A 20,863-nucleotide genomic window follows, 5' to 3' on the forward strand; every position below is an offset into this window, starting at 1 on the left:
GCTCGTTCGGGTAACTGGGTCTGTTGCTTTGACAGGAACACATCTTGGCTGTCTTGCGGGTTCATGCAAGGCCACCAACAGGAGAAAGAGCCAAGGACATGAAAACGCAAATATCACGCCAGAGCTTTGCCGAGCAGAAACGCTACAGCGGCGTCTATCAACAGATGGGCCGCATGATCACCGACGCGGACTGGAACGAGCTGAGCGACCTGCTGCAGTTCGAAGTGGCCGATGCCATGGAGGATGTGATCGGTAGCGGCACGCCCGCCAGGCGAGGGCTGGTTCACAAGACACCCTCCGGTGAGTTCGCGCTGAGATGGGGCTACCTCTATGCCGATGGTTTACGCGGCAAGGTGGTGCCAAGGGAAGCCAGTGCGCCGGCGAATCTCGTGTTCACGGAGCAGGCCGATTTTCCCGACGTGCCGCCGCTTCCCGCCGGCGAGCATCGCTTGTATGTCGATGTATGGGAGCGAACCGTCACGCATCTCGAGGACAGAGCCCTGCTCGACAGTGCCTTGAAGGGCGCCGATACCTGCACCCGCACCCAGCGCATGGCACAGGTCAAGGCGTGCGCGTTGGATATCAGCGCGGAGCAGCTTTTGGACAGCGACGGGCCCGTCAATCCGAGCCACGGTCGGCTGAAGCTGAGCGTGGAACTCAATGCCGGTGAGACCCTGCCGGACCCGTGCGATCCCTGCGCCGATGAGCTGGCACTGAAGGATGACGTCGGTAATTTCCTGTTTCGCGTGGAAGTCCATGAGGCGCTGTGGGACCGCTCCGGTAGCGAGCCGGTATTGACGGAGCTGTGGTTGAAGTGGTCGAGCGAGAACGGCGCGGAACACTACCAAGTGGGTGTGACGCCCCCGGGGTTCACGGCCGGGGGCTTTGTCTACGAGTTCTTCAGTGCGCCCGATCAGCAAATGGCGACCGAAAAACACCTGGGTCATCATCTACAGGCTGGATTTACACCGCAACGCGGGGTGCTCAAGACGGATCACACCGATGAACCGGCCGGGCTTGGGCTGATTCGCCGTTGGGACGGGTATATCCGGTTGGTGAAGGAGGCCGGCGCCTGGACCTTGGCTGAAGGCTGGGACAGGGGGCGTGCACTCTCGACGGGGTATGGCAGTAACGCCCATGGCTATGTGGACCTGGGCGGTCCTGTGCATATCAGTCTGGATGCCGTCGCACTGGATATCGAGCTTGGCGACGAGATTGCCGTACCCGGCGATCACTGGCTGGCAGCGGTGCGCCAGGCAGAGCATCAGGCGGGAGATCTGCTGCTCGATGAGGCGCTACCGGAAGGCATTGTGCATCACTATGTGGTGCTGGGTACCGTCGAGGTGGGTGAAGACGGTTCGATCGAGGTCTTTACGCCTGACGCAGAACATGGCTGCAAGGCCTTTGATTTTCCGCCGTTGACCGATCTGAAGGCCAGGGATGTCTGCTACGACAACGACCACTGCGACATGCCGCAGGTGCGCACGGTGCAAGACGCCATCGATTACCTGTGCAAGGCGCGGGATCTACGCTGGCACCACAAGCATCTGCATGGGATGGGGGTGGTCTGTGGGCTGATCGTCGAATGCGGGCCCGACACGCTGCCGGATCTGGAAACCGGCGAGGCAGCGCGCCGTCAGGTCACGGTAACGCGTGGCTCGGCACTGGACTGCGAGGGCAACATCATCGAACTGGAGCAAACGCGCCATTTCGATGTGATGGCCGCGCTGGAACCGCTGCTGGAGGAAACGCCGGACGTGCTGAACGATGGTTCGGGCACGCTGTGCCTGTGGATCGAGACTGGTGAGGGAGGTGAACCGGTATTGAAATTGGAGCCCTACGAGAAGCAGGGCAACAATGCCTGGCTGGATGGCACCATCTGGATGGATTTTTACCAGCATTGCATCAAGGATCTGGTGGATGAATTCCAATCCATCATGGAAGAGCTGAGCCAGAATGACGCCGACGAGGAGGAAAACGACACGGGCGAGTGGGTATCGAGTCGGCGCAAGGAAAGCACGGCGCTGTTGAACCTGGTGGCCCAGCTGCTTTATCGGCCACAGGGCCAGTGGGTGTTCCTTTCCGAACGTGAGCACGTCCTGCTGCGGACCTTCTACGTTCGCCTGCGCGAACTGGTGCAGAGCAAGACGTTCTGCGGCATGAGTGCCGGGCAACCGTTTCCGGAGTATCCCTTCACAGGGGAGCGCGCCACCGACATTCAGACGGCATTTGGCAAGCACCACCACGAGCAGGTTCTGGTGCATCCGCAAGGCAGCCATACACTGACCTATGGTGGCACCGATACCACGATCAACGTCTACGACAACCGCAAGGACAAGGTCATCCACATCAGTACGGTCAAGGCGGGTGAGGGGGCTCAGGTGACCGCGATGGCCTTCGACCCCTCAGGCGAACTGGTCTATGCCGCCACGGCAATCAACGCAGAGGATTCACTGCTGAATCGTGGCCGGTTCAACGACGGCAAGATCGAGTGGGAAAACAGTGTCGTGCTGTGCGGCGTCGAAGCGACGGATCTGCAATTTCTGCCGGACGATAAACAGCGCCTGTTCATGCTCGGACTGGGCAAGGGGCTGTACCGTTTGAACCTGCAGGAGTTGTTCGGCGAAGACAAGGTCGTCCCCGAGCCGCAGTGGCGCTTCAATGCAGTCGGCCCCATCACCTACGATCTCGACAGTCACCGGGCCTATGCCACCGGCCGGTCGGTCGGTACGAATGCCCCAGACGGTGTCTTTGATGGTATCGCCGAGATTGACTTGAAGCAGACCCCTGATGGCGATGATCGCTTTGTGCTGAACGCGCTCTTCGACCCTGAGGGGAACCCCATCCAAGGCACCGATACCGTCACATGGCAGCCTGGCCGGAACGATCAACCCGCCCAGTTGCACGTCGTGGTTCAGGACGGCACCAATGCCAAGTCCGTATATAGCTACCGGTTGCCGTTGTCAGGTGAACCCCGGGGGCCCATCCACGGCATCGATGGCCTCGAGCACAGCGAGATCGACCTGCTCTATCACCCGCAGCGGGATGAGTTGATGATCTCGATCCAGGATGAGTTTCGCATCATCACCGTCAATGCCGGGAAGGTGCAGCACCAATGGGTTCCCGTCCAACTGATGCCGATCGCGATGGCCCTGGAAGCCGAGACCGACCGGCTGGTGGTGCTGAACTACATGAGCAACACCCTGACGCTCTATCCGGTCAATGAAATCGACGGCAGCAAGCGTGAGGCCCTGGCCCAGTACCGGCTAGAGATTGTGCTTGCCTTCATGTCACTGCTTGGCAATCTGCTGCAGTACCTGAAGGATTGTTTCTGTCATCTCCTGCTGATCAAGTGCCCACAGTGCGACCAGGACGACAAGATTTACCTGGCCCGCATCGATGTACGCAACAACAAGGTGTACAAGGTTTGCAACTTCGGCAAGCGCAAGAACGTCTGGACCTTTCCCAAGTTTGAATACTGGTTATCCATCATTCCCATTTTGCCAATGCTCAAGAAGGGCATCGGCGAATTTTGCTGCATGGTAATGCCTAATCTGTTCGGCAACTTGATGGAGAACTACCAACCCGATCAACCGAGTGGCTTCGCGGTGAAAGGCAGTACCTACAGGAAAGGAGTGACGCGCACCAAAACGGCCAACCCGAAACGTAGCTGGCGTGAAACAAAGGATGACATGAAGGTCAATGTTCGCTTGGCGGGTGACTCGGTGCTCAATCGGGACCCGAAACAGCAACGCGCCAGTGTCAGCAAGCAGGCCTACCGCAACCTGGAGATCCATGAGGCCGTCAAGGCGTTGGAGATGAACGATGTCAAGGTCGATGGCATCGTCAAGTACAACGCAAAGGATGCGCCCAATGCCCTGCGACGCCATGCACTCACACCGGATCGCATCGAAAAGGGCAGCGAAGTCGTCATCTATGAAGAGGATGGCAAGGCGGCATTCTATGCTCTGAAACAACCCGATATACCAGGGTTCAACACGGCCCTGGCCGAGGAGGAAATGACACAGCTGCGTGTCGAAAAGGACCAGCTGGTCACGGAAATTCGGCGTGCCGAGTCGCAGTTGCATGCACTCAAGGTGGAACGGACGCAAAGCGAAGTGGCCGTGCAGACCCTCAAGGAGCAGTTCCAGAGCCTCGAGCAGCAGCGTGGCCAGGTCATGGCCGACATGCAGGCCATGCGAACCGGCGTTCAGTCGCTTGAACAGGAAGTGACGACGCTCAAGATCGACATGGCCAAGGCGCGGCCCGTGAAGGACATTGCCGATGTGTCCAGTGACGATGAGATCAAGATGAAGGACACCGGTTTTCGCAACCTGGGTGAACTCGCCGAGGCCGATATCGACCTGTTCAGTCAACGGACCGGGATCGAGAAAACCAGGGCACAACAGATCATCGCATCGGCCAGGAACATGCTGGAGATCAAGCCCAGATAACCTCCGCCAACAGGAGGCATGACAATGAAACTATGGCAGGCCCGCAAGGGCCATCGAACCGGAAAGCGTGGGCCCGGCAAGCCGAGCTTCGCCCACGGCATCCATCATCAGGCTCAGCCTGTCGGGCAGGTGTTGTATGGCGAACCCGCCGAGGTACATATCCGGGATTCATCGGGTCCGGTGGTTCAGACCAAGTTGGTTCAGACGAAGTTGGTTCAGGCAAAGTTGAATGTCGGCGCGCCCGATGATCGTTTCGAGCAGGAGGCGGACTGGATGGCGGATCGGGTCACCGAAGGGGCGAGTGCCGACAAGGCAATCCACACTACCAACACGGATGTGGCACAGCGCCTGTGTGAAGAGTGCGAGGAAGAGGAGCAACAGGAGGTAAACGTCCAGGCCAAGGCCGAGTCGGCCACGATTGCGCCGTCCCAGGCTTCCGGCCTACCCCCGGCCAATGGCGGGCAACCCATGCCAAGGCCTTTGCAGCAGCGGTTTTCCAAGGGCTTTGGCCGAGACCTTGGCCCGGTGCGAATTCACACCCATTCGCAGGCGGACGAACAGGCCCGGCGCCTGAACGCCCAGGCCTACACTTATGGCCAGCACATTTATTTTCGACAGGGCCATTACCAGCCGGATACCCGCCGTGGCCAATGGCTGTTGGCACATGAACTGACACATACCCTGCAGCAGGATTCACACAAGCAATTGAAGCCTTTGAATGAGTCTGAAGGCCAGGCAAATACGGAACAACTCGGCGAGCGCAGTGACGGGTCAGGAGGCTCGCCATGACCAGGAAACACTGCATTTCCAAAAGCCACGCTTGCGCTCGGAGACGTTCGAGCCCTGCCGTGGGGGGCTCCCGCTATCGCCAGGCGGATAGTGTGTCCACCGCGTTGCATGACGACGTTGAAGCATCGGTCAATCGAATTCGCTCCTGTCAGGCCAACCAGCATGGCATCCCCGATAATGCCGGCGACATCATCCGCGGAGCGGATGGCCACGCCGAGAGTTATCTCCACGGCGCCACGGTATTGAGCACCCTGGCGGGGTTCAGCCTGAGCCAAGACATCGACGTGAGCCAGAACCGCGTTTATCAGGCGTATGAAGACCGGTTCGGCCCGCCGCCGGCAGTGCGGGGCGGATTCCGTGACCGCTTCGATCGAAGCCGCCATGCCGATGAAGACGCCGCCAAAGCCAGTGAATTGGGGTCGCTTTCCGATCGGCTGAGCCGCATGGCCGGGCATCTCTCCAACGGCATCAACTACCGCTGTCGCAATGCCTGCCGCGACGACTGGGTGCTATGGACGCAGGTGGGGCGTAATCATCGTCGAATCAATATGTGCCCGGACTTTTTCACCAGCGGCTACTCGGAATCCCAGCAGGCCATCGGGATCATTCACGAACTCGGCCACAACCGGTTGAGGCTTGACCATCACAATGCCAACACCAGCGCTCAACGCGTTGGCAACCCCGAGTGCTATGCCTCCTTCGTGGCAGACATCTTCGGGGTCAATTCCTGGGATAGCCAGTGTCCCCCGCGCTAACGGGGTGGCGTGACCAAGGGGGTAAGGCCGACTAATGCCTGCGCGCACGCACCAACAGGTAGTGACCAACAAGGCGCCGGCGACCAAGCGTCACCGTCATCGCCATGGCCGAACTCAGGATCGACAGGTGCGCTGGATTCTTGATGGTCAGTCGCACGCGTCTCCGCGTGCGTCGATTGCGTCCATCACCGCTCCCAAGGTCGGCGCAGCGAACAGCCAGTACGAGCATGAAGCACAACACCTGGCGCAACAGCTACAGCCCGCGACAACGCCGCCCGAGCCTGGCAGCGTGACGCCTGCTCAACCGGCCAACGATGCCACGAACCCGCCCGCTCATGAGCCGGTAAACTGTGATTCCGAGCTCGGGGACAATGCCAGCGAGGCCCGCGAAGCCTTGCTGGCCGGCGGCCTATGGCAAAAGGTCAGAAGCCTGCTCACCGGCGGCAAACCGCTGCCCGAGCGCACGATCCTGCGTTTCGAAGATTCTCTCGGTCACGATTTCCGTGCGGCCCGAATACACACCGGACCCGGCGCCCTGGAACTGACTCGCCGTCTTGGCGCCAGGGCCATCACCTACGGCAACCACATCCTGTTCAACGAAGGCGCCTATCGGCCGGATACGACATCGGGCCAGCACCTGCTGGCCCATGAACTGACGCATGTGGCTCAGCAGGGCGGTGCGCCGCGGCTATCGTACGCTGACTCGGGGGGTTCCCTCCTTCCGGCCCGCCCGCAACTGTTACGTCCACAACTACAGGGAGACTGGGATCTGGGCGTCGGCGATGCCTTGAGCCGTGCCGGCGGCGCCCTGGTGGATGCCGGTGGCGATGCGCTGGATTACGCCGGCGACAGGGCACGGGATGTGGTGGCGGCCGGCGCGGATGCGATCTGGGCCGTTATCCGCCGGGTGGCGCCGGATGCGTTCATGGACCTGGTCGACGATATCCGCGAGAAGGGCTTTTTCGGCTACCTCAAGGACAAGATCGCCGACGTCACGGGCTCGATCCTGGAGGGGCTGGGTGACAAGAGCCCGGTGCTGTCCCAACTGGTCACCCGGTTCTCGGGGTTCGCGACCACCATGGTCGAGATTACCCAGGGGTTGGCCCAGGGCAATTGCGAGCCGTTGTTCGCCGCGCTCCGCCAACTCAAGGATATGGTCGCCAGCCTGGCCCAGGATGCCTGGGACGGCATCACCGATTTCTTCACGCCCATCGGCGATTTCTTTGCCGACGTCTGGGATCGGTTCGGTGCGCCGGTGCTCGATTGGCTGAAGGATGTCGCTGCCGATACCTGGGACTACATCAAGGGCCTCGGCCAGCAAATCTGGGACTGGACCCGGCCGGTGGTGGATGCCATCCGTTCCATGGTCGGTAACGCCTGGGACTGGATCAAGGACAAGCTGGGCATGGGCGGCAGCGGCAACAGCGAAGGTGGCCTGATCGACTGGGTAAAGGACAAGGCGGCCTCGGCCTGGAGCGCGATAAAGACCGAACTGCAGCCGGTGATCCAGCCCATTCAGGAGGTGGTCGACAAGGTAAAAGAGGTGCTGCCCCTCGAGGCCATCACCAATTTCCGCGAAACCGTCAACGGCTGGTTGCAGGAGGTGGCCTCCACCGCGCAAGCCATGGACCAGGGCGAAGGCGGTGATGTAGCGGAAAATCAGGCAAGCCTTCGGGACCGAATCCTGCCGGCCATTCTGAACCGCATCCAGGCGTTTCAGGGCACCTTGGCGACCACCGGCCTATGGGTGGCCGGCAAGATCGGTGGCATCGTCGAAAAGGGGCAGGCATTTCTCACCAGGCTTTCGACCGCACCGATCATCAGCGGCATGCGCAGCGCCTTCGATTGGCTGTCGAACGCCCTTGGCAACGTCAAGACCTGGGCCGAAGACACCGTGAAGCGCCTGTTTGCCGCCATCGGCAACGGGCTGGTCAAGCTGTCCGCTTTCATCGAACCGGTGCTCAATGCGCTCAACCGAATCGTCGGTGTATTGGGCAACCTGCTCAAGCGGTTGCCGGACTTTCTGCTGGGCCCCATCTGGTGGGTACTGCCGGCGTGTATCAAGAACCCGATCAAGACGTTCTTCCTCGAGCAGATCCTGTCGCGCATTCCTCTGTTCCAGCAACTGACCGCCGCGGGCGATATATGGGCGAGTCTCCAGGCCATGGCGCTGCGGGTGCTGGAGCAGATATTCGTCGACGGCAACCTGATGGGCGCGCTCTGGACCTTCTTCCGGCGCATGCTGGATTTGATCGGCATTCCCGCGCAACTGGTGGTGCGCATCGTCGCCAATGCCGCCCAGGCGTTCAGCGACATCCTGATGGACCCGATCGGCTTTCTCGGCAACATGCTGCGGGCGATGAAGGAGGGAGCCAGTCAATTCTTCGGTAACATCTTCTCCCACTTGTTCGGCGGTATCAGCGGTTGGTTGTTTGGCCAGGTAGAGGAGGCGGGCCTGACACCACCGGATATCACCAGCTTCCGGTCCATTCTGAATTTCGTGTTCCAACTGCTGGGCCTGACCATGGAGAACCTCTGGAATCGCCTGGCAGAGCATGTCGGCCGCCCGGTGGTCGAGCGCATACGCGGCGCCATCGACATGATGCAGGGTGCCTGGGAGTGGATCAGCGTTGCCGTGAACGAGGGGTTGACCGGCCTGTGGAACATGATTCGCGAGCGGATATCGGACTTGTGGAATACCGTGCTCGGTGCTGTGGTCACCTGGGTCAATACGGCCATTATTTCCACGGCTTCACGCTGGTTGCTGTCGCTTTTGGATGTCAGCGGGATCACGCCGGTCATCAATGCACTGATCGCCATCTACCGGGCGATCGAATCCTTCGCGCAGTACATGGCTGAAATGCTTGAAATTGTCGCCTCCGTCACGCTAGGCATCGCCGACCTTGCCAAGGGCAAGTTGGTCACGGCGGTCGATTTTCTGGTCGGCGCCCTGTCGAATTCCATCCCCATCGTGGTGGGGTTTCTCGCCAACCAGTTCGGTCTCGGCCGGCTTGGCGAACGCATCAGCGAACTGGTCGAAGGCATTCGCGGGCGCATCAATAACGCGCTTGACTGGATCATCGAAACCGCGCTGCGCGTGGGGCGGGGCTTTATCGACATGCTGCGCTCCGGGGTCGCACTGGTGCGCAACTGGTGGGAGCAGCGCAAGGCGTTCCAGGATGAGGCCGGCGAAGCACACGAATTGTACTTCGAAGGCGAGCGGGGCGAGCTGATCATCGCCAGCCATCCGCAGCCGATTGGCGCTTTCCTGAACCAGTTGCAGATCCCGGAAGCCGACCCCCGGCACGCACAGAAGCAAGCCCACAAGACCGATGCCGAGCGGATCTATCGTGAGATCACCCAACTGCGTCAGTCCATGGGCACCCGCGAACGGGCCGGCGACGACATCAGCGACCAACGGCAAGAACTCAACACCCTGTTCGATCGACTGGCCGTGCACCTCACGCCCTTGATGGTCGGCAGCGAGGAGACCGCCGGGGGGCGTGTTCCGACGCCGCTGACGCTGCAGGCGCTCGGGGGTGAGCCGGTCGCGGTGCCGCGTTCGAGCGAAGAGGAGCAGGTGGATTTAAATGCAGGCCGGCAACTGGTGATGCTGGTTCAGGAACAGGTGGAAGACACGGATGCCATGGCGGCGTATTTCGAACGCATCCAACGTCGTCTGGCGCTCGACGAGGTCAGTTTCGTCGAACACAACGAGCGCATCGAAGTCCGCCTGCGGGCCGGTAACGAATTGCGGGTATCGGTCGCTGAAAACCTGAAAGGCGATACGCCAGGCCTGAACCTTACCAACGAGATCAACTACCGGACCGGCTCGGCCGCCGGAGATTCGGTAGGCGTCAAGATGGAGGCGCAAAGCCTCGGCCCTTCTCACGCCCAGGGCTCGGGGCCCAGCGACAGCGCGCTGTCCGGTGTGATGGGCAATCTGGTCACCGAAAAGAAAAACGTCAACCCATCCAAATACATCAAGGGCCACCTGCTGAACGACAACATTGGTGGGCCCGGATCAAAGGAAAACCTCTACCCGATCACCGCCGAAGCCAACCGTTCGCATGAAACCAACGTCGAAAGCATCGTCAAGCGCTGGGTCAACATCGATCATTATTGGGTCTACTACCGCGTTGAGGTAAAAAACCCCAGTGAACATATCGCACACCCGGGGCAGAAAGACCCGGATAACTGGATCAACGCGCAATTCCAGTGCGAGGCCTACATCAAGAAGACCGATGGCGGCCAGGCCAATGCCTTCACCGAGACCATTGTCTCCCACTATGAAAAAGCCCCCGATGAGGATCACCGTAACCCCAATGCATTGAGCCCGGAGGAGCGAGAGGCGAGGGCGGATACGCAAGGCCTGAACGACGAAGACGTCGTTGGCGGTGGCCATTACGAGGGCGACGTGCTGGAGTCCAGCCGCACCTCATCCAGAACGTACCAATTGGATGGCGCGCTGAAACAGGCACTGGATGGCGTGGCAAGCGAAGACCGCACAGAAGCGGACATCCAGAGCGCTGTCGACACCTACAACGACAACGACAACGACAGCGACAGCGGCAATCAGGCACTGGCCCTGGGGCCGGCCCGAATCGCGACCTTGCTGACCGCCTACCAACGCTACAACGAGGGTAACCTGGACGGACTGAGCCAGTCCGAGAAAGCCTCGCTCACCTACATCAACGAACGCGCCCCACAGGTTCGGGCTGTACTGCAGGGCGCCGTGGAGGCGGTGTAACGCCAGCATGCCCCTCTATTGGTGCCTGTCATGGCGTTGGCGCCGAAAGCGCCGCGAGAAAGTGGCTCAGGCTGTGGCCATCGGAGAGGTCCCCGTAGAGCACTTGGCGCTTACCCGAGGCATCGATGATCATCAGCGCGGGAGTAGCGAAGATGCCGAAATCGATGGCCTCCTGGGGGGCACTCAGCAAATCGATCTCTCGGGCCGGGGCGAGATCAGCGCCGCTAGCCGCGAGGGCGGTCTTCAGGTGTTGCTGGGCCCGACGTGAACGCGGCGCCTCGCCGGTGATGAAGAGGATAAGCGTGGCGTCATGCGAATGGTGGTGGTCGGCGAGTGCACGGTTCACTGGTCGTTCCCTCCCTGGTCGGCGCTCCGGCGTCGCAGAATGCTGTCCTGATGCTGGCTCGCGCCGCGATCGGTCTGCGCCTGGTCCTGATGCTCGGCCACCAGCTCTTCCTGCAGGCGTTCCAGCTCGGCCTGGCCCTGCTGGATGAGGGCGCGCGTGCTTTCGATCTCCACTTCCAGCCGTTGTTGCTGGCGTAGGCGCTCCTTGACCTGGCGCTGGCGCAGGGCCGCTTCCTCGCTCTCCTTCTGGGCACGCGCGGTGCCCATCAAGACCTCGCTGCCGTAGGGGTAGACGTCGGCGAGATCGACCCCCTGGGGGGAGAGGGTCATCTCGCGGACCTGGTTGGAGTGAGCCGTGCCCCTCGACTTGACCACCGACAGCGAACGGTTTCGCTCGCCGCCGTTGACCTGGTAGCGCAGCACGATCCAGGTATCCGCGAGGGTCGAGGCATGGCTCAGGGTAGACTCGCCGAAGGGATCATCGGCCTCGGAGAGCGAAGTGAGCATGGTGGTAATGCCGCGGGTACGTGTCACGGCGAGCAGACGCTCCAGGGCAAGGAAAGCGCTTTCGGTGCCGGTGGACTTGAGCAGGGCCGAGGCCGGGTCGATGACCAGGCAATCCGGCGAGAAATCATCGAGCAGCGCCAGCACCGCCATGTAATGCTCTTCCACCAGGCTATCCCAGCTTGCCCGGGCGACGACCCGCAGGTGACCGCTGTCGATAGGCGACTGCAGGTCGATGCCCAGGGTCGAGACATTGCGCACGATCTGGCGGGCGAATTCGTCGAAGCTGACCAGTAATGCCCGCTCGCCTCGCTTGGCGGCCGCCGCGACGAAGGCGGCGCCCAGTGTCGTCTTGGACGTCCCGGGCTGGCCGGAGACAAGGGTGACCGAACCACGGTAGACGCCGCCCTCGAGAATCCTGTCGAGGCGCTCGATGCCGGTGCTGATGCGTTGGCCGGCGGCAGGTACCGCGTCGGCCACGAAGGGCACGGCATAGGGGAGCTGGATGCCGGCATCGTCGATCAGCATGGCAAGTTCATTGGGGTTGTGGGGAGTGCCCCGATACTTGGCGATGCGGAAGCGTCGGTTGAGGCGCTTGTCCACCAGCGTGCTCGACAGCACCAGGATGGTGTTCAGCATGAACTCGATGCCGGTGAGGTGATTCGGCTGGAGGGCACTGTCATTGCCCGTATGCTTGCCAGTCAGCAGCAGGGAATAGCCCCGTTCGATGCTCCAGTCATTGAGTTGGGTGATCTGGTCGATGGCTATCTGGTTGTCGGGTTGGCGACGCAGCAACTGGTCGATGCCGTCGAGAATGATCCAGGTACCTTCCACGCGTCCGATACACAGGTCGAGCACGGCGAGCAGCCCGTCGATATCGAATGCCCCGGAGAAGTCGGCTCCCTTCATCGATTGGCCGTCGATGATCTCGCAGCGTGGCGATTCGCGCAGTTGCGGCCCCCAGTGGAAAGCATCGGCATTGCGAAGGATCTGCTCGCGAGACTCCTCGAAACTCATGAAGACCCCCCCTTCGCCACAGGCCAGGGCACTTGCCAGGATCTGCAAGCCGATGATGGTCTTGCCGCATCCTGGCTCGCCGACCACCATGGTGGCCCCGCCGGCCGGCAGCCCGCCATGGGTGACCGCATCCAGGTGGGGAATGCCGGTGGCTCGCTTGACCAGTCCGTGCTCCGCTGTCGTGTCGGTGTCGTTCATCGAGTCTCCAGGCGGCCAATCGCTAATCGTCGGGAATCATGGGTCATCTCGTGTCATCCTTGGCCGCCCCGAGGGGGCGTGGCGTCAGGGGCAGGCGGGAGTGCTTCTCCAGCAGCCAGCGGAAATCCTCCACTTCCAGCGGCATGCTGTAATAGTAACCCTGGCCGATGTGGCATCCCAACTCGAGCAGGGCATCGCGCACGGCGGTATTCTCGACCCCTTCCGCCACGGTGTCGGCCCCGAGCACCTGGCTAATGCCCAGGATCATGGACACGATGTTGCGATTGAGCGGGTCGTCGAGAATTCGCCTCACGAACCCCATGTCGATCTTGATCTCGTCGAAGGGGTATTGCTGAAGGTAAAGCAGCGACGAGTAGCCCGTGCCGAAGTCATCCAGCGAGAGCCTGACCCCCAGCGCATGCAGGTCATTGATCTGCCGGCGCAGCAGTTCGGATTCATCGCTGAATACACTTTCGGTGATCTCGAGGGTCAGCGCCGCCGGGTCAATGGCATGGGTCTCGAGGGCATCGCGTACCTTGTGGGTGAAGTCGCCCAGGCGGAACTGGTCCACCGAAACGTTGACCGAGACCTGGACCAGGTCGAGGCCCGCATCCTGCCACTGGCGCAGATGGCGACAAGCCTGGAACAGCACCCAGTCGCCGATCGGGCCGATCAACTGGCTCTGTTCGGCGACCGAAATGAACTGGCCGGGCATCAGCATGCCACGCACCGGGTGCAACCAGCGGATCAGCGCCTCACAGCCCTTCACCGTGCCGGTGGCCAGGTCGACCTTGGGCTGGTAGTGAAGCTCGAACTGGTCATTCTCCAGGGCCCGTCGAAGGTCGCGGGTCAAGTCGAGGCGCTCTTGTGCAACCCGATCCATCTCTCGGTTGTAGCGATAAAAGGTCTTGATGTCGCGTTGGCGGATCTCGTGCAGGGCGATTTCCACCTCGTGCAGCAGGGTTTCGGCGCCGCGCTCGTCCTCGCCGAGCAGGGTGTAGCTGCCACGGGCCGAAATCTCGATGACGATGTCCTTGAGGTACACCGGCCGTTGGAAGATGTCGGCCAGTGCGTCGAGGCGCTCGAGGGGGCGGGAAGTGGCGTCATCGGGCAGGAAAACAATGAACTGGTCGCCACTGATCCGCCCGATCAGGGTGTTGTCGCAGAAATGCGTTTCAAGGCGCCGCGCCATTTCGATCAGCAGGCGATCCCCGATATCGTAGCCGTGGGCATCGTTGACATTGCGCATCTCCCTGATATCCAGCAGGGCGATGATGGCCTGCGGATGCCAGCCGTGGCGGTCGAGGTGACGCGTGAAGGCCCCGATGAATCCCAGTCGATTGGCCAGACCCGTGAGCGGATCCTGATAGGCCTGCCGAGTGAGCTCGATTTCCGCCAGCTTGCGTTCGCTGATATCCACATGCATCACCACGGCACCCAGGAAGCCCTCGGTGTCATGGCCAGGCGCCAAGCGGGTGGCCATCATGCGGAACCAGCGTTGCTGGTCCGGGGAATGGCAGGGGTACTCGATGGTACAGGCGTCCTGGTCGCCCGCCAGCACGGCCTCCAGCTCCTCGGCGGTCTCCAGCGCCTGCTCGCTGCAGTCGCCGGTAGCGTTACGGCAGATGGTCAGGTAGTTGCTGCCGATGCCTGCGCTGGTGTCCTTCCAGTCATTGAGGGTGGCGAAGTGCCGCCATTGATTGTTGACGTCGAGGATCTTGCCGTCGCCATCCAGCAGCGCAATATGGGCGGGGAGGGAGTCGATCAACGCTCGACGCGTGGCCAGGGCGCCGGAGAGGGTCTCCATCATGCTGTCCTGCTGGTCGAGCATCCGATTGAAGGCGCGGGAGAGTTCACCGAATTCATCGGTCCCCTGGAACGGCACCCGAACGCCATGTTCGCCGGCCTCCACGCGCCGGGAGGCATGGGTCAGGACCCGCAGGGGGCCATCGATGCGCCTGAAGATGACGCCGAAGGCGAGGATGCACAGGGCGGCGAAGAGTGCCGCGGCCACCCCGAACCCCATGGAGAGCCTCTGGGTATCCTGGGCGATTCTCGCCTGGCGTTGATGCACCACCTCCTGGAGGGCCGTATCCAGGGCGATACCGAAGCCGGCGACCTGACTCATGATGATCTGGCTGCGCAGGGGGAGGGCCAGGGGACCGATGCTCTGGCGCTCATCCTGGGTGACGCCGGGGCGCTCGTCCTCAGGCACCTGGAAACGCGCCAGCTCCTCGACGATATAGTCGATATGGCGAATGGCCCGCTGGGCACCCGGGTGGTCCTCGACCAGAGGCGCCAGGCGGACCTGGATGGCGGCGGCGTCGTCCCGATAGGCCGTCCACAGTGCCGGGTCGGCACCCTGCAACAGCAGGTTGTCGCTGGCCACGGAAAAGTTGTCGATACGGCCTTGGAGCTGCAACAAGGAAGCGATCGCTGCTTGCCTGTCCTGCACCTGTGACAGGCTGTAGACACCGACCAGCCCGAGGGCGGCCAGGCCCAGCAAGCAGCTGGCGATGCTGATGAGTGAGAGGCGACGCAGTTTCACGGCGAGGAGACCTCGGGAGGTGCGGCGCCCATCGGGAGACTGACGGCAGCGGGCAGCAGCGTTTGCAAGGGTCTGGCGTCAATCCAGGACAGGATGCCGGGTTGCGGCTCGGTGATGGGCTTGCCGGTGTCCTCGGCCCATTGCACCAGTTGCTGCAGGGACGCCAGCAATGACCAGTCCAGGCTGAGGCCGAAGAGGGGGAGATCATCATCATGCAGGGCGTGCAGGGTATCCAGCTCGATGGATTCGGCGTACGTCGCCAGGGCGCCCTTCGGGTCGGCGTCTATCGCATCGATGGCCTGCTGGTAGGCGGAAAGCAGGCGTTGGATCGTCTCGGGGCGCCGTTGCAGCACCCCGCGGCTGGCGACCAAAATCCAGTTCTCCGTGTAGATGTTGCTGCCGGGCAGAAAGGTCAATCCATCTTGCGGCAGCATCGTTTCCACGCGCGATGTCCACGGCTCCCAGAGCACGGCCGCGTCGATATCTCCTTCGAGGAGCGCCTGCGGCAGGGAGGAGGCGGGCAGGTCGATGACCCGGACCTCCTCGGGATCGATCCGGTGGAGGGCGGTGAAGAGCCACCAGAGGAACTCGGCATTGGTACCGGCCATCAGGCCGACGCGCTTGTCGGCGAGGTCCGTGGGGGTGCGAATATCGTGACGGCGTAGCGCCACCACGTGGTTGAGACGACTGGAATACACCAGGCTGGCGATGACAAGGGGATCCTCTGCCCCGCCGGTATGGGGGGTCTCCAGCAGATCGAGCACCAGGGGTGTCGGCGCCATGAGGGCGATGTCCGTCTCACCGGCACGCAACGCCTGGATAGTCTGCTTGCCTGACTGGCGGCGTTCGAACACAACATCCAGGCCTTGGCGCTGAAAGCTGCCCTCATCCAAGGCGATCAGGGTCGGTAGATCACCGAGATAGGCGACACTGAACAGGCGCACGGGGTCATGGGTACTGGCATGGGCGCACGACGCCCCGAGCGCCAGGGCAAGGCACATTCCTCCTGCGATCAGCGATTCTCGTGTCCAGCACCATGCCGGACGGCATGATGGTTGAATCCGCATGCGCAGCAGCATCCATGTTAGGGGTGTCGCTATCTATTGCCTGCAGTATGTGCCCTGGCGCGCAAGGGGATCAATAAGTGTTTGTCTTGCTTGCTGTCGCTGCCTTGTGCTGGTTTGCCGAGCGCTAGGTCAGAGCCAGGTAGCGCGGGTTGTCCTGCCGGGTGTCGTTGAGCTTGAAGCTGCCTACCAGTTCCGCGAGCCGGTCGGCCTGTTCGCGCAGTTGTTCGGCGGCCGAGGTGGATTCTTCCGCCAGCGCGGCGTTCTGCTGGGTCATGCGGTCGAGCTCGGCCACGGCGATGTTGACCTGGCCAATGCCATCGCTCTGCTCGCTGGCAGCGTGGCTGATTTCCCCCAGCATACCGGCAACGCGGTTCACCACCTCGACGAGTTCGCTCATGGCGCTGCCGGCATCGCGCACCAGGCGGGTGCCGCCCTGCACCTTGTCGCCCGAGGCTTCGATCAGGCCACGAATATCTCTTGAGGCCTGGGCGCTGCGCGTGGCCAGCTGACGGACCTCGCTTGCCACCACGGCAAAGCCCTTGCCGCTTTCGCCGGCGCGGGCCGCCTCTACCGAGGCGTTGAGCGCCAGCAGGTTGGTCTGGAAGGCGATGTCATCCATGACCTTGATGATGTCGCCGATGCGTTCCGAGGCGTGCTGGATATCGCTCATCGTGGTGACCACGTGGGAGACCGTGTCGCCGGTGCCCTGGGCGAGCTTGGCGGCGGATTGCGAAAGGGTGCTGGCGTCGCGTGACGAGGCCGAGGTGTTCTCCACCGTGCCGGTGATCTGCTCCATGGAGGCCGAGGTCTGCTGCAGGCTGGAAGCCGCCTGGTCGGTGCGCCGAGACATGTCCCGTCCACCGCTGGCGATCTCCTGGGCGGCGTACCTTACGGCGTCGCTGCTGCTCCTGACCTGAGCCAGTACATCATGCATCTTGTCGGCGAAGGCGTTGAACTGGATGGCGAGTTCGCTCGCTTCATCCTTGCCCTGAACGGGGAGGCGCAGCGTCAGGTCGCCATCTCCATCGGCGATGTCGCGCATGGCATCGGCGGTGCGCCGGATGGGGCGGAACAGGGCACGCAGCAGCAGGGTGAATAGCGCAAGACTTGCCATGACGATCACGGCCACGATCAGGATGACCATCAACACCGCCCGGTTGAGGTCGGCGAACAGCTCGCTGCGCGGTATCTGTGCGAAGGCGACCCAGTCGGTGCCAGGCACTTCAATGGCGGCGACCAGTTGCTCGGCGCCATGTTCGTCGGTGATGGTGGTATAGCGGTAGCCTTCGCCTGCCAGCAACTCTGCGGCTCGGGTTGTCCAGCCGGGAAGCTCCGCTACCGACTGGCCGGCCATGGCGGCGCCTTCGGGGTGTACGCTGATGATGCCCTCCTGGCTTGCCAGGAACACCGAGCCGGTGTCGCCAAGCTGGTAGGTGCTGATCGTGTCTGCCATGGCGTCGAGGGTATAGCCGACCCCGGCGACCCCCACGCGTTCGCCGTCCATCTCCACCACGTGGTTGATGAAGACCTTGAGTTCACCGTCTTCGGAATCCACATCCAGCGTGTACTCGGGGCTGCCCGCATCGTCGACCAGGTGGTAGAACCATGGGTCCTGCTCAGGGTTCAGGGTGCGATCGACGCCATTCGCCGTGTAATAGTTGCCGCTGAGCGACGAGACGTAGAAAACGGTGTTGGCCCCGGTGCGCTGCTGCAGCCGTTGGAAGTGGTTCACGGCGCGCTCGCTATCCCGGCGTGACTCCCCTCTGGCCAGCCACTGATGCAGATAGCCATTGTTGGCCAGCCCCTGTGCGGTGGTGATCGGCCCGGTCAAGGTGGCGTTGATGTCATTGCGAATGCTTTCCAGTGTCGCGGGCAGTTCGTCCTGGGTGACCCGGTCGGTGATCAAGTCGCTGAACAGGCGATACTGGATGGCGGTGGCACCACCCACGATCAGGATCATGCTCAGACTGATGCCGATCATCAGCTTTTGGGCAATCGTCAGGTTCTTCACGGTTTTCCCCCTGGCTCGCGCTCCGTCAGGGCGCAGATGCTTGTGTTGACCAATTGGTCAGTTCCGTATCGGCGGGGGAGGGAGGAACTGTAGGCTTTACCCCAAAATCGTCACGATCACGCCATAGGTCGCTACACCAGCCGCCACCGGCCAGCCGAGGGTGCGTGTGCGCCACCACACGGCCAAGGTTGCGGCGATGCCGATGGCGGTGGCGATCCAGGAAAGGGCGTCGGGCTTCACCGGCATCAGCGATACGCCGAAGACGGCGGCGATCATCAACGGGCCAAGCATGCTCAGCCACTGGGGCATCGCGTCCAGCCCGTCTTCGTCGCCGAGGCGCTCGAGGCGGCGGCGCATCCATAGCAGCGGCAGCAGGCGCATCAGCAGTGTGCCCAGCGCCGAGGCAAGGATGGCGATCCACAGCGCGCTACTCATGGCGTTCTCCTTGCGTGTGTTGTTCTTTCTTGGCGGGCTTGGCGGGCTTGGCGGGGCTGAACGTCATGACCTGAAAGCACATCGCGCCGCAGGCGGCGGCGAGGGGAATTGCCAGGTTGGTGAATTCCAGGATGGTCAGCGCCAAGGCGACCACGATGGTCAGCCCGAGGGCCAGGCTCCAGCGCCGGGAGGTGAAGCGGGGCGCGATGAGCACCAGGAACAGCGCGGGAAGGGCAAAGGGCAGGATCTCGCCCATCAGCGCCCAGCGGGCGATCAGTTCGCCGCCTGCCAGCGCACCCAGTGCCGTGCCGCCGATCCAGCTCGCCCAGGCCAGCAGGGCGGCGCCGCCGAACCAGCCGAGGCGTTGTGAGGCGGGCAGTTGCGGCAGGCGGGCGAGGGCCAGGGCGAAGACCTGATCGGTGAGGCCGTGCATCAACGAGGGCCAGGCACGGCTGGGCGTGAGCCACGGCGCCAGATTGGGGGCATAGACCACGTGACGCAGGTTGATCAGCAGGGTCATGGCCACCACCAGCCACAGCGGCGCCCCGGCGGCGACCATGCCGACGAACAGGAACTGCGAGGCACCGGCATACACCAGTACCGAGATGAGCACGGCTTCCCAGGCGTCGAAGCCGGCCTGGGTGGCGATCAGCCCGAAGGAGATGGCCACCGGCACATAGCCACCGAGCAGCGGAATGGCTTCGCGCATGCCGGCAAGCCAGGCGTGGGAAGGCGAGGAGGCGGCATGCGACTTCATGAGGTGTGCTCCTCGTGATACGTGATGGTGAGCAGCAGCGTGGCCCTGGTCTGCCAGGTGCGGCAAAGGTGAGGACGGTCGGCGGAGAAGGTGAGGCTTTGGCCGGCGAAGGGACGTTCTATAAGAAGGGACGCCCTATAGGAAAGGACGTTCTATAAAAGGTACGGGCGTTCGTCAAGGAATCCGGTCAGACAGTTCGGATCGCGTTGGCGGGAAGTGGAAGCGTGCGGGGCTGCCGGCACACGGCGAAGGCCCGCGCGCGGGGTGCTGCCCACGACACGGGAGAGACGTCTCGACAATCACCGCGAGGGCTTGGCGATAAGCCCGTAGAGCTCGGGACGGCGGTGGAGGGAAAAGTTGAAGATATGGTCGCGAATCTCCTTGGTTCGATCGAGATCGCATTCGTAGGTGATCAACTCATCGCCCAGTGTGCTGGCCATGGCCACGATCTCGCCGGTGGGGCTGATGATGCAGCTCTGCCCCAGCAGCTCGCAGCCTTCCTCGCGCCCCGCCTTGGCCACCGCGACCACCCACATGCCGTTTTGATAGGCACCGGCCTGCATGCACAAATGGTTGTGGAACCCCTGCAGGTGGTCATGCTCCGGTACCGGGGGATAGTGAATGGGCGTGTTGTAGCCAAGCAGCATCAGCTCGGCGCCTTGCAGCGCCAGCATTCGGTAGGTTTCGGGCCAGCGGCGGTCATTGCATATCGCCATGCCCACCGTGCCGCCGAACGCCTGCCACGTCTCGAACCCTTCCTGGCCTGGTTCGAAGTAGCGCTTTTCCAGATGCTGGAAGGACCGCCACGGCTCATGCTCGCTGTGTCCCGGCAGGTGCACCTTGCGGTACTTGCCTACGATATGGCCGGCGCCATCGACCAGAATCGAGGTGTTATAGCGCTGCTTGCTATCCGCTGCATCGACGAGCTCGGCATACCCCAGGTAAAAGCCAATTCCCAGCTCTCGAGCGGTGTCGAACAACGGCTGGGTCGCTGGCCCCGGCACCTCGCGCTCGAAAAACGCATCAATAGCGTCCTGGTCCTCGAAATACCAGCGCGGAAAGAAGGTGGTCAGTGCCAGCTCGGGGAACACCACCAGCTCGACCCCTCGCGCCTTGGCCTGGTGCATCAGCGCGACCATACGCGCCACGGCCTGGTCGCGGGTCTCGGATCGGGTAATGGGGCCGAGTTGAGCAGCCCCGATCATCAATTTTCGACTCATGCGGTTGCGTCCT

General features: G+C 62.4%; 12 protein-coding genes. 4 read left to right on the forward strand and 8 right to left on the reverse strand.

Annotated features, from left to right (window positions below):
- The first annotated feature begins 98 nt into the window (after window positions 1-98).
- Genes C6V82_RS02875 through C6V82_RS02890 form a run of 4 tightly spaced genes read left to right on the forward strand, consistent with a single transcriptional unit; the run spans window position 99 to window position 10,748 of the window.
- Window positions 99-4,454: a DUF6519 domain-containing protein gene (locus C6V82_RS02875; protein ID WP_102589371.1), complete on the forward strand. Its 4,356-nt coding sequence runs from the start codon at window positions 99-101 to the stop codon at window positions 4,452-4,454.
- Window positions 4,455-4,478: 24 nt separating this feature from the next.
- Window positions 4,479-5,243, forward strand: coding sequence for an eCIS core domain-containing protein (locus C6V82_RS02880; RefSeq protein ID WP_181247808.1), 765 nt, complete (start codon window positions 4,479-4,481; stop codon window positions 5,241-5,243).
- Window positions 5,240-5,998: a hypothetical protein gene (locus C6V82_RS02885; protein ID WP_146009693.1), complete on the forward strand. Its 759-nt coding sequence runs from the start codon at window positions 5,240-5,242 to the stop codon at window positions 5,996-5,998. Before C6V82_RS02880 ends, C6V82_RS02885 begins: the two co-directional genes overlap by 4 nt.
- Window positions 5,999-6,032: 34 nt before the next feature.
- A complete protein-coding gene (locus C6V82_RS02890; protein ID WP_102589374.1) occupies window positions 6,033-10,748 on the forward strand; it encodes an eCIS core domain-containing protein in 4,716 nt (1,571 codons plus the stop codon).
- A gap of 28 nt (window positions 10,749-10,776) precedes the next feature.
- Here the strand turns inward: C6V82_RS02890 and C6V82_RS02895 are convergent, their stop codons facing one another.
- The 8 genes from C6V82_RS02895 to C6V82_RS02930 all read right to left on the reverse strand — a co-directional run bounded on the left by C6V82_RS02895 (window position 10,777) and on the right by C6V82_RS02930 (window position 20,850).
- Window positions 10,777-11,094 (reverse strand): thioredoxin domain-containing protein, encoded by a 318-nt coding sequence (locus tag C6V82_RS02895; protein WP_102589375.1) that lies wholly within the window; start codon window positions 11,092-11,094, stop codon window positions 10,777-10,779.
- Window positions 11,091-12,812: a DUF7125 family protein gene (locus C6V82_RS02900; protein WP_102589376.1), complete on the reverse strand. Its 1,722-nt coding sequence runs from the start codon at window positions 12,810-12,812 to the stop codon at window positions 11,091-11,093. Before C6V82_RS02900 ends, C6V82_RS02895 begins: the two co-directional genes overlap by 4 nt.
- 43 nt (window positions 12,813-12,855) lie before the next feature.
- Complete coding sequence (locus C6V82_RS02905; RefSeq protein WP_102589377.1) at window positions 12,856-15,360, reverse strand: EAL domain-containing protein; 2,505 nt, start codon at window positions 15,358-15,360, stop codon at window positions 12,856-12,858.
- Window positions 15,357-16,361 (reverse strand): ABC transporter substrate-binding protein, encoded by a 1,005-nt coding sequence (locus C6V82_RS02910; protein WP_180978341.1) that lies wholly within the window; start codon window positions 16,359-16,361, stop codon window positions 15,357-15,359. The genes C6V82_RS02905 and C6V82_RS02910 overlap by 4 nt, the downstream gene beginning before the upstream one ends.
- 190 nt (window positions 16,362-16,551) lie before the next feature.
- Window positions 16,552-18,438: a methyl-accepting chemotaxis protein gene (locus C6V82_RS02915; protein ID WP_102589379.1), complete on the reverse strand. Its 1,887-nt coding sequence runs from the start codon at window positions 18,436-18,438 to the stop codon at window positions 16,552-16,554.
- 96 nt (window positions 18,439-18,534) lie between these two features.
- The gene (locus tag C6V82_RS02920) at window positions 18,535-18,873 is read right to left on the reverse strand and encodes an AzlD domain-containing protein (RefSeq protein ID WP_102589380.1); all 339 of its coding nucleotides are present in this window, start codon (window positions 18,871-18,873) and stop codon (window positions 18,535-18,537) included.
- On the reverse strand, window positions 18,866-19,630 hold the full coding sequence (locus C6V82_RS02925; protein ID WP_102589381.1) for an AzlC family ABC transporter permease: 765 nt from the start codon (window positions 19,628-19,630) through the stop codon (window positions 18,866-18,868). The genes C6V82_RS02920 and C6V82_RS02925 overlap by 8 nt, the downstream gene beginning before the upstream one ends.
- Window positions 19,631-19,929: 299 nt before the next feature.
- Window positions 19,930-20,850: an N-carbamoyl-D-amino-acid hydrolase gene (locus C6V82_RS02930; protein WP_102589382.1), complete on the reverse strand. Its 921-nt coding sequence runs from the start codon at window positions 20,848-20,850 to the stop codon at window positions 19,930-19,932.
- Window positions 20,851-20,863 lie beyond the last annotated feature (13 nt).

The sequence above is a fragment of the Halomonas urumqiensis genome, assembly GCF_003028575.1.
GTDB classification, from domain to species: Bacteria; Pseudomonadota; Gammaproteobacteria; order Pseudomonadales; family Halomonadaceae; genus Halomonas; species Halomonas urumqiensis.

Excerpts from the sequence above, each read along its gene's own strand:
- C6V82_RS02875 (WP_102589371.1), top strand. The coding sequence starts at position 99 with ATGAAAACGCAAATATCACGCCAGAGCTTTGCCGAGCAGAAACGCTAC.
- C6V82_RS02880 (WP_181247808.1), top strand. The coding sequence starts at position 4,479 with ATGAAACTATGGCAGGCCCGCAAGGGCCATCGAACCGGAAAGCGTGGG.
- C6V82_RS02885 (WP_146009693.1), top strand. The coding sequence starts at position 5,240 with ATGACCAGGAAACACTGCATTTCCAAAAGCCACGCTTGCGCTCGGAGA.
- C6V82_RS02890 (WP_102589374.1), top strand. The coding sequence starts at position 6,033 with ATGCCTGCGCGCACGCACCAACAGGTAGTGACCAACAAGGCGCCGGCG.
- C6V82_RS02900 (WP_102589376.1), bottom strand. The coding sequence starts at position 12,812 with ATGAACGACACCGACACGACAGCGGAGCACGGACTGGTCAAGCGAGCC.
- C6V82_RS02910 (WP_180978341.1), bottom strand. The coding sequence starts at position 16,361 with ATGTGCCTTGCCCTGGCGCTCGGGGCGTCGTGCGCCCATGCCAGTACC.
- C6V82_RS02920 (WP_102589380.1), bottom strand. The coding sequence starts at position 18,873 with ATGAGTAGCGCGCTGTGGATCGCCATCCTTGCCTCGGCGCTGGGCACA.
- C6V82_RS02925 (WP_102589381.1), bottom strand. The coding sequence starts at position 19,630 with ATGAAGTCGCATGCCGCCTCCTCGCCTTCCCACGCCTGGCTTGCCGGC.
- C6V82_RS02930 (WP_102589382.1), bottom strand. The coding sequence starts at position 20,850 with ATGAGTCGAAAATTGATGATCGGGGCTGCTCAACTCGGCCCCATTACC.